The organism is Chitinophaga sp., from assembly GCF_036569185.1.
Classification (GTDB): Bacteria; Bacteroidota; Bacteroidia; order Chitinophagales; family Chitinophagaceae; genus Chitinophaga.
Genome location: NZ_DATCRD010000045.1, coordinates 1 through 16,236, shown reverse-complemented (window position 1 = coordinate 16,236; position 16,236 = coordinate 1). Strand labels below are relative to the sequence as shown.

Sequence of the window (16,236 nt, the reverse complement as noted above, 5' to 3'; positions counted from 1 at the left end):
CTCTGCGCACTCAGCTCTTTATCCGATGAAACGCCGGAAGGTAAATCCATCGTGGAACTGGCAGGCAAGGAAGTGGTGAGTAAATTATCTGTAAGTGGGGCCAGCCTGGTGAAATTCACCGCGGAAACCCGTAGCAGCGGTATCGATCTGCCCGATGGCAGCCGTATCCGCAAAGGCGCTTATGATGCTATACGCCGGTTGGCAGAGAAAGAAGGATTTTCTTTCCCCGCTGAAACACTGGCTAAAGTAGAATCTATTTCAAAAGACGGCGGTACGCCACTGGTGGTAGCGCTCAACAGCAAAGTACAGGGAGTGATAGAATTGCAGGATATCATTAAACCCGGTATCAGCGAGCGTTTCGACCGCCTTCGTAAAATGGGCGTAAAAACGGTGATGGTAACCGGCGATAACCCGCTTACTGCCAAATATATTGCCACCAAAGCCGGTGTGGACGACTTCATTGCGGAAGCCAAACCGGAAGATAAAATGAGCTATATCCGCAAGGAACAGAACGAAGGCCGCCTGGTAGCTATGATGGGCGACGGCACCAACGATGCTCCTGCCCTGGCCCAGGCCGATGTAGGCGTAGCCATGAACAGTGGCACGCAGGCAGCCAAAGAGGCCGGTAACATGGTGGACCTGGACAACGATCCTACCAAGCTGATTGAAATTGTGGAAATCGGTAAGCAATTGCTGATGACACGCGGCACTCTCACCACCTTCTCCATCGCCAACGACGTAGCAAAATATTTCGCTATCGTTCCTGCCTTGTTTGTGGCATCTATACCTGCGTTACAAGGTATCAATATTATGAAACTCCACAGCCCTGAAACAGCCATCCTGAGCGCGGTGATATTTAATGCTATCATCATCCCGATGCTGATCCCGCTGGCATTACGCGGGGTGGCTTACAAGCCGATCGGCGCCAGTGCGTTGCTTCGCCGCAACCTGCTGATCTACGGTGTAGGCGGTATCATAGCGCCTTTCATCGGTATTAAACTGATTGATATGCTGATAGCGCTTTTCATGTAATTATAAACTGATAAAATTTAAAGAGATGAAAAAATATCTTTGGCCTTCTGTAAAACTCACTGCTTTACTCGTGGTATTACTGGGAGGATTATATCCGCTGTTCATTGCCGCTGTAGCCAAAATGGCTCCCGGCGGCGGCGATGGTATCAAAGTAACACATAACGGAAGAGTAGTGGGTTATGAAAACATTGCACAGAAATTCAGTGACGATAAATATTTCCAGCCCCGCCCTTCTACCGTAGATTATAACGCCGCCGGTTCCGGTGGTTCCAATAAGGCGGCCGGTAACCCGGATTACCTGAAAACAGTGCAGGAAAGGATCGATACCTTTATGGTGCATAATCCTGATATTAAAAAAGAGGACATCCCTGCAGAACTGGTTACCGCTTCTGCCAGCGGATTAGACCCACACCTCACTCCAGCTGCGGCTTATATACAGGTACCACGTGTGGCGAAGTTAAGAGGTATCCCAGCCGATAAACTGAAACAACTGATCGACGCTAATACCCAGGGGCCTTTAATGGGGCTGTTTGGTTTATCTACTGTAAATGTGTTAAAGCTGAACATAGCGCTCGATGATATGAAATAAGACGCTGTCCTTTTATTCCTTTAACCTGTGAATGTCCTGTGAAAATCTCTTGGCTGGTAATCTGTCGCAGCAGGTTACCAGTGATTCAACTCACGCGAACCTATATATTTAAAATGAAGAAAATTTTATTACTGGCCGGCGCCCTGGCAGCTGCTATTACTATGTTTGCACAGGATGCTCCGCCACAAGAAAAAGAGAAAGGAAAAGTAACCTTTTCCGGCTATGCCGAAGCCTATTACAGCTATGACCTGAACAACCCGGAGAATCACACAAAGCCCGGGTTCCTGTACAACTACAACCGTCATAACGAATTAAACCTTAACCTGGCAATGGTGAAGGCTGCTTACACGTCAGACAGGATACGGGCCAACGTAGGACTGATGGCAGGCACCTATCCGCAATACAACCTGGCCGCAGAACCTACCCTTATGCAGTATGTATACGAAGCTAACGTAGGTATCCGCGTGGGTAAAAACGTTTGGATCGATGCGGGCGTAATGCCTGCGCATATCGGTTTTGAAAGCGCCATCGGGAAAGATTGCCCCACCCTTACACGCAGCATCCTGGCAGAAAACTCACCTTATTACGAAACCGGCGCCAAAGTAACCTGGACGCCGAATGATAAATGGTCGTTTGCCGCCATGTACCTGAACGGATGGCAAAGGATCAAAAAGGTGGATGGCAACCAAACCCCTTCTTTTGGTACACAAATTACCTTTAAGCCAACGTCAAAAATATTGCTCAACTGGAGCACTTATATCGGGAATGATCTGCCTGACAGTGTACGCCAGATGCGCTACTTTAATAATGTTTATGGTACCTTTAGTATAACAGATAAATTCAGCCTCATTGCAGGTTTCGACTACGGATTGCAGCAAAAGGCCAAAGGATCGTCGGACCTCAACAGCTGGTACAGTCCTGTTGTAATTGCCAGGTACGCATTTACAGATAAATTTGCAATGGCGGGCCGTGTGGAACACTACAACGATCAAAATGGTGTTATTATCAGTACCGGTACACCGGATGGCTTTCAAACTACCGGCTACTCGCTTAACCTTGATTTCACACCGGTAAATAATGTAATGTTCAGGCTGGAAGGCAGAACTTTTGATGGAAAGGATAAAACATTCATGAAAGGAACAACGCTGAAAAATACCAATACTGCTATTACAGCCTCATTGGCAGTATGGTTCTAACCAAATAATAATGACAGAAAAAGAACACTCCGTACAACAGTTTCTTAACCTGGCCAATCGCGCCGGCAGGGGAAAGTTTAAGATCTATATCGGTATGAGCGCTGGTGTAGGTAAAACCTACCGCATGCTGCAGGAAGCGCATACCATGTTAAGGAACGGGGTGAATATCCAGATCGGTTATATCGAAACCCATGGGCGTGCGGAAACGCATGCCCTGCTGGATGGCCTGCCCCAGATACCCCGCAGGCAGGTATTCTATAAAGGGAAAATGCTGGAAGAAATGGATCTCTCTACCATCCTGCTGCTGGCGCCCGATTGGGTGGTGGTGGATGAACTGGCCCATAGCAACATACCCGGCTCTAAAAATGAAAAACGCTGGCAGGATGTGGTAGACCTGCTGAATGCAGGGATCAATGTTATTTCTGCCGTAAACATCCAGCATATTGAAAGCATTAACCAGGAAGTGAAGTCCATCACCGGTGTGGAAGTGCAGGAGCGTGTGCCGGACCTGGTGCTGCAAATGGCCGATGAAGTAGTGAACATCGACCTCACCGCCGATGAGCTGATCACCCGCCTGAAAGAAGGTAAGATCTACGACCGCTCCAAAGTAGAGAGTGCCCTGAGTAATTTTTTCCAGGCAGATAAGATCCTGCAGTTGCGGGAACTGGCCTTGAAGGAAGTAACCACACAGGTGGAGAGGAAAGTGGAGATACAGATTCCGCGCAACCTGCAGATGCGCCATGAGAGCTTCCTGGCCTGCATTTCCACCAACGACGAAGTAGCCCGGAAAGTGATCCGCAAAACAGCAAGGCTGGCCGCTTATTATCATGCCGATTGGTTTGTATTGTATGTACAAACCCCTGGCGAGAGCGCCGATAAAATAGCACTGGCTGCGCAACGCCATCTTATTAATAACCTGAAACTCGCAACAGAACTGGGTGCGGAGGTTATACAGGAGCACAACGCCAAAGTATCGGAAGCTATTATTAACATTGCATTGGAAAAACGGGTCACTACTATATGTATGGGAAAACCGCATATCAATCTTTTCCGGATCATTTTGCGCACTAACCTGTTTAACCAGTTGTTGAAAACGCTTTCTTCCAACGATATCGATATTATCATATTATCATGAGCACGTTCAGATTAAAAACAAAGATTACGCTTGGGGTATTGTTCCTGTACATCATGCTGCTGGTGGTGAGCGTACTGGGCTATTACTATCTGAACCGCCTGAACGAAAAGGCGAAGTTTATTCTCAAGGATAACTATGAATCGCTGGAATACTCGAAAAATATGCTGGTAGCTTTGGAAGATCTGCCCGCTCATCGTGCAGCAGCTATGCAAACTTTTTCCGATAACCTGAAAAAGCAGCAGGCCAACGTAACAGAAAGAGGCGAGAAAGATGCCACGGCAGCGGTAGCCCGCATTTTTGAACTGTTGCAGAAGGATTCTACCGTAGAAATAAGCGCCATCAAGAAAAATATCTATACCATCATGGATCTTAATATGATGGCTATTGTAGGTAAAAACGAGAAAGTAAAGAAAACGGCGGACAACGCATTGCTATATATCGCTATTATCAGCGGTCTTTGTTTTGTGTTGGGTTTTACTTTTGTTTATAACTTCCCTGGTTATATTGCCAACCCTATAGACGCGCTCACACAGGGCATAAAAGATATTGCCAACAGACAATATGGCAAACGTCTTTACTTTAAATCCGGCGATGAATTCGGCGATCTGGCCACTGCGTTTAATACAATGGCCCAACGGCTGGATGAATATGAACATAGTAATCTTGCACGTATTGTGTTTGAAAAACAACGCGCGGAAGCCGTGATCAGCAGCCTGAAAGACGCCACCATAGGGTTTGATGTGAATAATGTGATCCTGTTTGCCAATACCCCTGCCTTGCAACTGCTGAACATGCCGGAGAAAGACCTGATCGGGCAGGCGGCGGAGGAAATCTCCAAACGGAACGACCTGCTGCGTTTCCTCGTGAATACAAATGAAAATGCGCCGCTTAAAATAGTCGTGGATGGAAAGGAATGTTTCTTCACCAGGGAAACAACAGATATCCGGTATGAAGAAAAACGTATAGGCTATGTAGTGATCCTGCGGAATATTACCACCTTCAAAGAGCAGGATATTGCGAAAACACATTTCATTGCCACTATTTCACATGAGCTGAAAACGCCACTGGCGGCGTCGGACTTCAGCATTAAGCTTTTGGAAGATGAACGCACGGGTGTGCTTAGCGCAGAGCAGAAAGAGTTGGTGGACAGCCTGAAGCAGGACAACCGCCGCATGATAAAAATTGTGAGCGAGCTGCTGGACCTGTCGCAGGTGGAAAGCGGTAATATACAACTGCAGCCACAGCCCGTTACGGCTATGAGTATTGTGCAATACGCCATGGATACCGTACAGAAACAGGCCGCGCAGCGGGAAATTACTATCCGCACACAGGTGCCTGATACTTTACCAAAGGTGTTGGCAGATGTGGAAAAAACCGCCTGGGTACTGGTAAACCTGTTAACCAACGCTATCCGCTACTCCGCTCATGGAGCTGCTATAGACCTGGTAGTAACGTCTACCGGAACAGAAATGTTATCCTTTGTGGTGCAGGATTATGGGAAAGGCATTCCCGAAGCTTTCAGGAGTAAAATTTTTGAAAGATTTTTCCAGGTGCCGGGAATGAAGGGCCAGGGAAACGGGCTGGGGCTGGCCATTTCAAAGGAATTTATTGAAGCCCAGGGAGGCATCATTGGCGTAAACAGCGAGGAAGGAAAAGGCAGCCAGTTTTATTTTACATTACCGGAAGCGTAAATTTTTCAGGCTTGTTCAATATGTGCTTTTACAAGATGTGCATGCCGGTAATAGATGTCCATAATTTCCTGCAGCCGGGTGGGGATGCTGTCGAGGTGCTCTTCCAGCCTGGCATCCCTTTCAATAGACCAGGCAACTTCCGATGCATACTGCATCCCTGCCATATTCAGGTTAAATTTCATCTGGTGCGCCAGCATATAAAGTGGTTGCCAGTCTTTTTCTGCCACCAGCTGGTTCATCTCTGAAAATTTCTGGGGAATGCTATCCATGAGCTCTTCCAGCATTATTTTTACATGCTCTTTCTCGCCCGACATCATGCTGTACACCGCAGAAAAATTCAGTTCGCCGAGGGGAGCATCTACCGTCTCTTCTTTTATGGGAGCGGGTTCCGGCGCCTTCTCTCCCAACCCTTTCAGGATCTTATGAAAGAGGTCGGCGCGGTCAAATGGTTTTGAAATATAGTCATTCATACCTGCCTCCAGGCAGCGGTCCTTTTCTCCTTTCAGCGCGGAGGCGGTCATCGCGATCATGTAAGTTTGAATGCCTTTTGCGCGGATGGCCTGTGTAGCCTGGTACCCGTCCATTCCGGGCATTTGTATATCCATGATAATACAATCGTACTGTTTATAGTCCAGCATTTCAAGGGCCCATTTACCGCTGTTCACCACATCCGTTCTGGCGCCGGCGTTGCGTAGTGTATGGAATACCACCTGTTGGTTAATGTCGTCGTCTTCAACCACCAGTATGGTTTTTCCCTGTAATGGCTTTTCTATGTGATGCAGGTGCCCTTTCTCATCTTTGCCGGTAATGTTTTCATTGTTCCGGTCGAATGGCAATTCAAAGTAAAAGGTAGCGCCTTCATTCAGCTGGCTGTTTACCCGGATAAATCCATGCTGAAGTGTAATGAGCTCCTGTGTGATGGCTAATCCCAGGCCGGTGCCGCCAAACTTGCGGGTATTGCCGGCATGTGTCTGGGAGAAGCTTTTAAAGATCAGTTCGTGTTGTTCCGGATCTATGCCAATACCGGTATCTTTTATTTCGAAGCCCAGCCGGAGCGCGCTGGCGTCTTCTTTTACCAGCGATACTTTCACGCTTATTTTACCAACGGGTGTGAATTTAATGGCGTTTTCCACGAGGTTGGTGAGTATCTGCTGAAGGCGCACCTCATCTCCCAGCATGTAAGGCGGGATCGCCTTATCTATCTCATCAAAAAATGATAATCCTTTTTGCTGCGCCTGGAGTTTCAGGGGGAAGAGAGCATTGTCAATTACCTCGTAAATATCGAATGGCTCCCGGAGCAGCAGTAGTTTACCTGCTTTTATTTTTGAAAAGTCGAGGATTTCATTGATGATCACCAGCAGGCGGTTAGCGGATGTTTTAATGGCGCCGGTGTATTCCAGTTGCAGGGGCGACAGCTGGCTTTGCTGCATCAGGAGGTTGGTCATACCAATAATACCGTTCATGGGGGTACGAATTTCGTGGCTCATATTGGCCAGGAACATTTCCTGTGCGCTGATGGCTTCCTGTGCCAGGTTATTGGCATTTTCAATGGCGGCGATATAGTTGTTCTTTTCTGTAAAGTCCTGTCCAATGCCACAGATGCCGATCATTTCACCATCAGGATTCCTGAGCGGGAATTTGGTGATGAGGAAGTGATAGGTTTTATCATTAACAGTAAAGCTTTGTTCTGATTTAATCCTGTTGCCGGTTGAAATTACCTCCTGGTCAAGAGCGGTATACCGTTGTACCCAATCGTAAGGCAGTTCTGCATCTGTTTTACCGATAATGTCCTTTTTATCTACGCCGTGTACTTCGGAGAACCGGTTGTTCACGAGCAGGTATTTTCCGGGCATATCTTTTATGAACATCATTGATGGCATAAAGTCGATAATAGCGTCCAGCCGTTCCTGGAGATACATTACCTGGTCTTCGTTCCTTTTTTCCTTATCGATATCCCTTACAATACACTGGAATTCCTTTACGCGGCCGTCTTCTCCATACACCAGGGCGGCCATTTGCTCCACCCATTTTTTTGCGCCTGACCGCGTAATGATCTCAAACTCCTGCGATGTATAATCGTCGCCGGTTTTCACCTGGTTCATGTAAAATGCCTCCAGCCGCTTCCAGGTAGGCTCGTCCAGGAACAGGGAGTAGTGTTTGCCTACCAGTTCTGTATTGGTGTAGCCTGTCATTTCCGCGGCGCGTTTACTCACGTAGGTAAAGATCCCGTTTACCTGCGATTTGTACAGGATCAGTTCTGTTTCTTCTGCCAGTCGAAGGAAAGATTGCTCTCTTTTGTACAACTGGTTGTTCCTTCGCTTTTGCTTTTTGAACATCCGGTACAGATAGCGCGATTCGCCCAGTAACAGTACAAGGGTAAACAGGCTGATGGTGATGGTTGTCCAGAACGAGTACAGGGTGTAACGGTTGTCTTTATCTATCCGTGCAACCAGTTTACTCCGGCTTTCCCGCATAAAATTATTTACCTCTTTTCTTACACTGTCGCGGAACAGGGCGTTTTCAGGTGCGATCGCCAGTTGCCTGGCTTGAGCTGGTTGGGAGGATGCCAGGGCAAGGATACGCTTGTTGTAATTAATTTTTCTTTGGAGAAGCATACCGAAGTTGTCCAGTATTTTTTGAGAAGCTGTATCACCGGGCATGCTGGCGGCAACAGTCTTCAGGAGGTGCAGCATACTATCTGGCAAGGCATAGTTAGCTGCCGGTATGGTAGCCTGGTTCATCAGCAACATATCACGGATGCTGCCGGTATAATTATTATCCAGCATCGCTACATGTCTTACTTTATCGATCAGAAGGTTGGTTTGTATGATGCTTTCAGCGGAACTTCTGCTTCTTTTTTTAACCATCCAGGCATAGTACACAAAACCCATGAGCGCCATGAATACTACCAGGATAAGTACCAATACCGTATTTGCAATTTTTTTCATGCGTACATTTTCAACGACTCTTTAATAGCATTGGCAGGGGTTATGGGCGTAGTGATGGATTATTTATTCAAATTAGGATATTTTGCGGCAATATTGTTGTTCATCTTATTCAGTATAACGTGGAGATCAGGAAAAGATTATGGTGGCCGATATCTGTTTTTCTGTTACTTTCGGCCTGTGAATGTATTATCGGGATGAATGTTTTTGCAATATTTTAACCAATTGTGTTACAATCATTCCATTATATTTGCCTAATATTCTTTTTCCTAAGTATGTATAATATATGAAGAAAATAATTTTTACCCTGGGTCTGATAGCTGTTTCTATTGGAGTTTTTGCGCAGGATGGTGGCTCGCCGATGAATAAAGCGGTTAATAAAGTTACCCATTCCAACGACTTTTTGATGATACAGTTATCATACGATGGCTGGGCAGGTGCGCCTGACAGTATTAAGAGCGGCCTTAACAGGGGTTTTAATATCGCCCTGATGTACGACTTCCCGTTCAAGAAATCCAAATTGAGCATGGCAGCGGGTTTGGGTTTTAGTACCAGTGGCGTTTACCTGAAAGATCATACCATGGATATCCAGGGAAAACTGAACCGTAACCAGGTGTCTTTCCCTACTTCCACTGCTAAAAAGAATAAAGTAGCCACCACTTACCTCGAAATTCCTATTGAATTAAGGTATCGCAGCGTGCCGGATAACGCCAACAAGGGCTTTAAAGCTGCTATAGGTGTGAAAGTGGGCGCCCTGGTAGATGCCCATACCAAAATTAAATATACCGGCGCCAATGGCAGCAAGGATATTGATAAAGATGCCAACAGGGGATTTTTTAACCCATGGCGCTTTGCCGCTACTGCCCGCGTAGGTTATGGTAACTTTGCCCTGTTTGGCGCATATTCCCTGAACCCGTTGCTGAAAGACAATGCCAGCAACAACCTGGATATCAGGCCTTACCAGATCGGTATCTGTTTAAGCGGATTGTAATAATTCCTACATAAAGAAAACGGCCCGGGTATTGTATCCGGGCCGTTTTTTATTGGAAGATGATGGGAGCGGTTGTTTTACTCTCCTTTAAATACCGGCTTTCTTTTTTCGAGGAAAGCCTGGACCCCTTCTGCATTATCGGCAGAGTGGCCGGCAATTTCCTGGCAAAAGGCCTCATATTCGAGCACTTCATCCAGGTTGTCTGTCATGCCCTTGGCAAGCATTTTTTTCATGAGTGCAATGGCTTTCGTAGGTGCGGCAGCGTAATAAGCGGCTTCCGCCTGTACGGCGGCATCCAGTTCTGCTGCGGGCACTACTTTGTTTACCAGCCCCATTTTCAACGCTTCCGCCGCGGGGATCTTACTGGCTTTGGTAGCCAGTTCAAAGGCCCGGTGGTAGCCAACGGTACGGGGCAGGAAATAGGAGGAACCGGAATCAAGCACCAGGGCAATGTTCACAAAGATCTCTATCATGGTAGCTTCTTCGCTGGCAATAATCAAATCGCAGGCCAGTGCAATGGAGCATCCTGCGCCGGCGGCCACGCCATTGAGCCGGCAGATAACCGGCTTGGGCATGTTGCGGATGGCGCGTATAATAGGATTATAGCGCTTGCGTAGCGATTCGCTTAAATCACGCTTCCCCGACTCCATAGACGCCTTGAGATCCTGCCCGCTGCTGAAAGCCTTCCCGGCGCCCGTTAACACTACCACCCGCACTGCCGGATCTTTTTCCGCTTTCTTTAACGCGTCCTGCAGCTCATAGCTGAGCGGGTCATTGAAGGCATTGTATACTTCAGGTCTGTTTAAAGTGATGGTAGCTATACCATCCCGGACATCCAATAATAAAGCAGCCATGATAATATGATTTACAGGGTTTCTTTCAGCCAGTTAAAGAATTCGCGTTGCCATACAATGGCGTTCTGCGGTTTCAGCACCCAGTGATTTTCTTCGGGGAAATACAGCAGTTTGCTTTTGATCCCTTTCAGTTGCGCCAGCTGGAAGGCCTGCAGCCCCTGTTCAATAGGAACGCGGAAGTCGATGCCACCCTGGATGATAAGGATCGGCGTGTTCCATTTATTGGCATATTCACTTGGGTTGAAATGCCTGTAGCTGTTGGCATTGGCAGCATCCCAGTAAGCGCCGATGTCCCAGTTGGCAAACCAGAGTTCCTCCGTAGTGCCGTACCAGCTTTTCAGGTCAAATAAGCCATCGTGGGCAATAAAGCTTTTAAAGCGGTTTTCGTGCACGCCTGCCAGCATATATACGGAATAACCGCCGTAACTGGCGCCTACAGCGCCCAGGCGGGCTTTATCCACATAGTTTTCCTTGCTTACATCATCAATGGCGCTCAGGTAATCCCTGATAGGTTGTCCGCCCCAATCCTTGCTGATGGAGGCATTCCACTCTACGCCATGCCCCGGCATGCCCCTCCTGTTGGGGGCCACCACGATGTAGCCCTGGGAGGCCATGAGCTGGAAATTCCAGCGGTAAGAGTAAAACTGGGATACAGCCGATTGAGGACCGCCCTGGCAATATAGCAGGGTAGGATATTTTTTTGCGGGATCAAAATCCGGCGGAAAAATCACCCAGGTAAGCATATCCTTGCCATCAGTAGTTTTTACCCAGCGTTTTTCAATTTTGCACATGCCTATTTTATCATAAGCGGCTTTATTTACACTGGTAAGCGGTGTAACGGCGCCTTTCTGCAGGTCTACGGTAAACAGTTCCGCTGCGTGGTTCATATCTGTGCGGGACACTATCATTGTATTACCGGATTGTGCCAGCATATCGTTGATATCAAAATCGCCGGTGGTCACCTGGCGTATATGCTTTCCCGTTGTTTGCGCGATATTTTTTTGCAGGGTGATCTCCAGCAGCTGTTCGGTGCCTTTAATCACGGCAAGGAAGTATATTTTTTTCCCATCGCTGCTGAAGCGGGAGGATGCAGCCGTACCATCCCATCCTTTGGTGAGGTTGGTAATAACGCCGGTAGCGCGGTCCATGATGATCACGTCATTTTTGTCGGCCTCATAACCATCACGGGCCATGCTTAACCAGGTAAGGTATTTGCCATCCTGGCTGAAAGCCGGCGCCACATCATAGCCCATCATTCCTTCGGAAAGGTTGCGCGTGGTTTTAGTGGTAAGGTTATATTCGTAGATATCAGTGTTGGTGCTGACTGCGTAATCTTTCCCGAATTTCTTCTTACAAACATAGATCACACTTTTTCCATCCTGGCTCCAGATCATATCTTCAGGGCCGCCGGAAGGCATCTGCGGGCAATCATACGGTTCTTCGGCCATAATATCTATGGGAGTACCCACTTCGCCATTGTTGTAAGTGGCATAAAAAACATGTGAAAAACTGCCGTCTTCCCAGGTATCCCAGTGGCGGTAGTTCAGGTTATCATAGATCTGTACGTTGGATTTCGGGAGATCCGTGTAATGATCGCTGCCGGAGATCTTCTTTATTTTCACCTCTTTCGAAAACAAAATATGCTTCCCGTCGGGAGAAATACGGATATTCTGCATGCCGCCTTCCACGTTGGTTTTCTGTACCGGATCGGAGCCATCGGCGTTCATTTCATACCATTGCCCTTTCAGGGAAAACCCAATCTTATTCCCGGGCAATATGGCTACATCGCCCTCTGCACCGGGTGTTTGGGTAAGCTGCTTCGGAGCGCCGCCCGCCAGTGGAATAGCGTAGAGGTTCTTTTCGCTTTTGTTTTCTGTCATATTGACCTGGGATACGCCATAGATAACGGTTTTCCCGTCAGCGCTCAACGCCTCCCCGCTCACCCGTCCAAGTTGCCATAGCAATTCGGGTGTCATCTTATCCTGGGCTACTGCCATAGTTGATATTAATAGTCCTGTCAGTAAAAAAGGTTTAAACATGATGTCGAAAGGTTGTTTTGGATCGGGTAAATGTAGGAAGAAATGGCTTAGCGATTAAATTCTCTGTAAATTTGCTCCAAATTCTGAAATAACTTGATTGAGAAAAAACAGGTAGTACAAAAAGAGGAAAGGGCCGTTATAGTAGGCGTTATCACCAAAGACCAGACAGAGCGCCAGGTAAATGAATTCCTGGATGAGCTGGTGTTCCTGGCGGAAACCGCAGGTGCTGCCACTGTTAAGCGCTTTACCCAGCGGCTGGCCCATCCCGACAGGGCCACCTTTGTAGGAAAAGGCAAGCTGGAAGAGATCCAGCAGTTTATTGCAGGGAGGGATATATCACTCGTTATATTTGATGATGAGCTGACCGGCTCTCAGATCGCTAATATTGAAAAGGTGCTCAAGGTGAAAGTAATAGACCGGAGTGACCTGATCCTGGATATTTTTGCAAGACGCGCACGTACAGCCCAGGCAAGAGTGCAGGTAGAACTGGCGCAGTACCAGTACATCCTGCCGCGACTGCGTGGTATGTGGAGCCACCTGGAAAGACAGGGAGGCGGTATCGGCAGCAGGGGGCCTGGGGAAACGGAAATTGAAACAGACCGCCGTATCGTAAAGGATAAAATAGCGCTCCTCCGTAAACGGCTGGAGGATATAGACCGGCAATCCCTTACCCAGCGTAAGGAACGTGGCGAATTTATCCGTGTGGCACTGGTAGGTTATACCAACGTGGGTAAAAGCACGCTCATGAACCTGCTCAGTAAAAGTGAAGTGTTTGCGGAAAACAAACTGTTTGCTACATTGGATACTACCACCCGCAAAGTGGTATTTGAGCAAACGCCATTCCTGCTCAGCGACACCGTAGGGTTTATCCGTAAACTCCCCCATCACCTGGTGGAAAGCTTCAAATCAACGCTGGATGAAGTACGTGAAAGCGATATCCTCATCCACGTGGTAGACATTTCCCATCCGCAGTACGAAGAGCAGATTGAAGTGGTGAACCGCACGCTGCAGGAGCTGAAGGCGTTTGAAAAGCCCACCATCCTGATCTTTAACAAGATGGACCTTTACGAGGCCAACACCTTTGATAAATGGCTGGAACCGGAAGTAAAACAAGACATCCTGGATAACCTGAAACTGCAATGGGAAACCAAAACACAGGGAAACTGTGTGTTCATTTCCGCGCTGGAAAAAAGGAACATCGATGAATTGCGTAAAACGATCCTTGACAAAGTAACCCAATTGTACAGGGACCGCTTCCCTTACAAAACTGAATTCTTCTACTAATGGCCAAAGAATATTCCTGGTATAAACTGGAAGAAGGCCGTTTGCCCTTTGCAGAGAAAGAGATCAGCGTACTGGAGGTAAACGGGAAAAAGATCTGCTGTACCCTGCACCAGGGGCAGCTTTTCGCCTTTGCATATAAGTGCCCGCATGCCGGTGGCATTATGGCCGATGGGGTAATAGACGCTGCCGGTAATATTGTATGCCCGTTGCACCGTTATAAATTCAGTCTTAAGAATGGCTATAACAGCAGCGGAGAAGGATACTATCTGAAAACATATCCTATAGAACAGCGTGAAGACGGGCCCTGGCTGGGCATGGAGAAAAGCGGCTGGTTCTGGTAAAGCAGTTATTTTTTTGTTAAGTGTGACCGTCGTATTTGAAGTAACCGGTATATGCCTGTAACTTTTCGTTATGCTGACTACAACTGTTACACGCTCATTTGTTCTATCTGAGAAACAAGTATGGCTGCTTATCATCGCCATGCTGGTACTATTACAATTCAGTGCCCTGTTTGTACCGATCCTGGAACCCGACGGCGCGCTGTATGCCGGTATCGCCAAAACAATGGTGATTAAACATGATTACTGGAACCTTTATGCCGATGGCCACGACTGGCTGGATAAGCCTCACTTCCCTTTCTGGATGGCTGCGGTTAGCTTTCAGCTTTTTGGTATCCATACCTGGTCGTATAAACTGCCCGCTATTCTTTTTTTATTGATGGGAGCCTGGTATACCTACCGCTTTGCCTTTCATTTGTATGATGAAAAAGTGGCCCGCTGGGCAGTGTGCATCCTGCTTACCGCCGAACACCTCGTGATCTCCAATAATGATGTACGGGCGGAACCTTATCTTACCGGGCTGATCATCGCCGCAGTATATCATTTTTATCGGCGTAGCATTTTGTTGGGAGCCTTTTTTACCGCCTTTGCCATCATGACGAAGGGAATGTTTGCGCTGGTGCCTGTTTGCGCCGCTATTGGCGGCCATTTGCTGTTTACGCGCAACTGGAAGGAGCTGTTTCACTGGCGCTGGGCTATAACAGCCCTATTAATTGGCCTTTTCATTACCCCCGAACTGTATGCCCTGTACCAGCAGTTTGACCAGCACCCCGAGAAAATTGTATTCGGAGCTACCGGCGTATCAGGGCTTCGCTTTTTCTTCTGGGACAGCCAGTTCGGCCGCTTTATGAATACCGGGCCTATCAAGGGTTCCGGCGATCCGTTCTTCTTCTTCCATACCCTCCTCTGGGCATTTCTCCCCTGGTCGGTAATGCTGTATGCTGCGGTTATCATCTTTATAAAAAAATGGAAACAACAAAAGGAGTATTACTGCATTTGCGCAGCCCTGGCTACATTTGCGCTGTTTTCGCTCTCCCGTTTCCAGCTCCCGCACTACCTGAACATCATTTTCCCCTTTTTTGCGATCCTGACCGCACAGTATATTTTATCGCTGCACACGGAAAAAGGACTGAAATTCTTCCGGGTTACGCAGTATGTCATCATCATCCTGGTAGCTGTTGCCGGCGTGGTGATCGATCTTTTATACAAGCCGGCCATGCATTACGCCTGGCTGCTGCTGGCCGGAGCCTTGCTCCTGCTTTACCTTTTGCTGCATTACTGGCTGGATAAATCTACCCGGCAGGCCGTATTTTACCGGACTATTTCCATCAGTATTTTGCTGAACCTGTACCTGAATACCATTTTATACCCCGATATGATGCAGTACCAGAGCGGAAGTACGGCTGCTGCTTATGCTAACACCTATCTGCCTGGTAAAAGCATAGGGCTGTACCAGGCGAATTCCTACGCATTCGATTTTTATTTGCAGGCGCAGGTGCTTCGCCCTGATTCCGCTTCCGGGGTCATTTTCACCACTCCTGATGCGGTGGCTTCGTTGCAGCAGCAGGGATATACCTGTACTGTTATCAGGTCGTTCCCACATTTTTATGTGAGTAAACTGGATCTGCCATTTGTCCGGAAGGCAACGCGGGCGGGTGCATTGGGGGAAAGGCAGCTGGTGGAAGTGAAAAAGTAGGTTTGTCTCAAGCCCCATTGGATACGGGTTTCATGAGATTTCTCAAAAAATTTCCTAGAAAAATGAAATAAGATTTTGCAAAAATGAAAATTTCCCTATTTTTGCAATCCCAAATCGCGTAAACGATGAGGGAAATACTCCTCCTTAGCTCAGTTGGTTAGAGCATCTGACTGTTAATCAGAGGGTCGCTGGTTCAAGTCCAGCAGGGGGAGCAGAGAAGAAGGCTTGCAGAAATGCAGGCCTTTTTTATATTTAGCAATTATATCACCATATATCGGATCAAGTGGGATCAAGTTGAAAAGTCGGGGGGATCTCCATAATTTTTAAGCATACAGTTTAGTCAATCTGTAAAGAAAGAATTCTACATCCCGAACCCCTCTTAGGGCGTTTCTAAAGGACTTTATTTTTGCATTGAAAGATTCTGCGGCGGCATTTGTAGCTCTATT

Annotated in this window: 13 protein-coding genes and 1 tRNA gene; 10 read left to right on the top strand and 4 right to left on the bottom strand. The window is 47.5% G+C overall.

All coding sequences use genetic code 11. The features are described 5' to 3' along the window. The 5 genes from kdpB to VIM72_RS03400 all read left to right on the top strand — a co-directional run. Positions 1 to 1,032: potassium-transporting ATPase subunit KdpB (gene kdpB, locus VIM72_RS03420; RefSeq protein ID WP_332001467.1), on the top strand; the 1,032-nt coding region annotated here is incomplete at its 5' end. A 25-nt stretch (positions 1,033 to 1,057) separates the two neighbouring features. Continuing rightward, on the top strand, positions 1,058 to 1,621 hold the full coding sequence (gene kdpC / locus VIM72_RS03415; RefSeq protein ID WP_332001466.1) for a potassium-transporting ATPase subunit KdpC: 564 nt from the start codon (positions 1,058 to 1,060) through the stop codon (positions 1,619 to 1,621). Between the two features lie 113 nt (positions 1,622 to 1,734). Then, complete coding sequence (locus VIM72_RS03410; protein ID WP_332001465.1) at positions 1,735 to 2,817, top strand: porin; 1,083 nt, start codon at positions 1,735 to 1,737, stop codon at positions 2,815 to 2,817. A 10-nt stretch (positions 2,818 to 2,827) separates the two neighbouring features. Beyond that, positions 2,828 to 3,952: a sensor protein KdpD gene (locus VIM72_RS03405; protein ID WP_332001464.1), complete on the top strand. Its 1,125-nt coding sequence runs from the start codon at positions 2,828 to 2,830 to the stop codon at positions 3,950 to 3,952. Continuing rightward, positions 3,949 to 5,643, top strand: coding sequence for an ATP-binding protein (locus VIM72_RS03400; protein ID WP_332001463.1), 1,695 nt, complete (start codon positions 3,949 to 3,951; stop codon positions 5,641 to 5,643). The genes VIM72_RS03405 and VIM72_RS03400 overlap by 4 nt, the downstream gene beginning before the upstream one ends. 5 nt (positions 5,644 to 5,648) lie before the next feature. On the opposite strand, the gene VIM72_RS03395 is transcribed toward VIM72_RS03400, so the two are convergent. After that, entirely contained in the window at positions 5,649 to 8,591 is a 2,943-nt protein-coding gene (locus VIM72_RS03395) for a PAS domain S-box protein (protein ID WP_332001462.1), read from the bottom strand. 283 nt (positions 8,592 to 8,874) lie between these two features. On the opposite strand from VIM72_RS03395, the gene VIM72_RS03390 reads away from it, so the two are divergent. Then, positions 8,875 to 9,579, top strand: a complete 705-nt coding sequence (locus tag VIM72_RS03390) for a porin family protein (RefSeq protein ID WP_332001461.1) — start codon at positions 8,875 to 8,877, stop codon at positions 9,577 to 9,579. A gap of 77 nt (positions 9,580 to 9,656) precedes the next feature. Here VIM72_RS03390 and VIM72_RS03385 read toward each other — a convergent pair whose 3' ends face one another. Both VIM72_RS03385 and VIM72_RS03380 read right to left on the bottom strand, forming a co-directional pair. Continuing rightward, complete coding sequence (locus VIM72_RS03385; protein ID WP_332001460.1) at positions 9,657 to 10,433, bottom strand: enoyl-CoA hydratase-related protein; 777 nt, start codon at positions 10,431 to 10,433, stop codon at positions 9,657 to 9,659. 11 nt (positions 10,434 to 10,444) lie between these two features. Further along, positions 10,445 to 12,430, bottom strand: a complete 1,986-nt coding sequence (locus VIM72_RS03380) for a S9 family peptidase (RefSeq protein ID WP_332001459.1) — start codon at positions 12,428 to 12,430, stop codon at positions 10,445 to 10,447. A gap of 135 nt (positions 12,431 to 12,565) precedes the next feature. Between VIM72_RS03380 and hflX the strand changes: the two genes are divergently transcribed. From hflX to VIM72_RS03360, 4 genes are all read left to right on the top strand, one after another. Beyond that, entirely contained in the window at positions 12,566 to 13,756 is a 1,191-nt protein-coding gene (gene hflX / locus VIM72_RS03375) for a GTPase HflX (protein ID WP_332001458.1), read from the top strand. Beyond that, a complete protein-coding gene (locus tag VIM72_RS03370) occupies positions 13,756 to 14,097 on the top strand; it encodes a Rieske (2Fe-2S) protein (protein WP_332001457.1) in 342 nt (113 codons plus the stop codon). The genes hflX and VIM72_RS03370 overlap by 1 nt, the downstream gene beginning before the upstream one ends. A gap of 70 nt (positions 14,098 to 14,167) precedes the next feature. After that, complete coding sequence (locus tag VIM72_RS03365; protein WP_332001456.1) at positions 14,168 to 15,790, top strand: ArnT family glycosyltransferase; 1,623 nt, start codon at positions 14,168 to 14,170, stop codon at positions 15,788 to 15,790. A 138-nt stretch (positions 15,791 to 15,928) separates the two neighbouring features. After that, a tRNA-Asn gene (locus VIM72_RS03360) sits at positions 15,929 to 16,002 on the top strand. Positions 16,003 to 16,113: 111 nt separating this feature from the next. Here the strand turns inward: VIM72_RS03360 and VIM72_RS03355 are convergent. After that, the coding region (locus tag VIM72_RS03355; protein ID WP_332001468.1) for a transposase at positions 16,114 to 16,236 on the bottom strand (123 nt) is incomplete at its 5' end.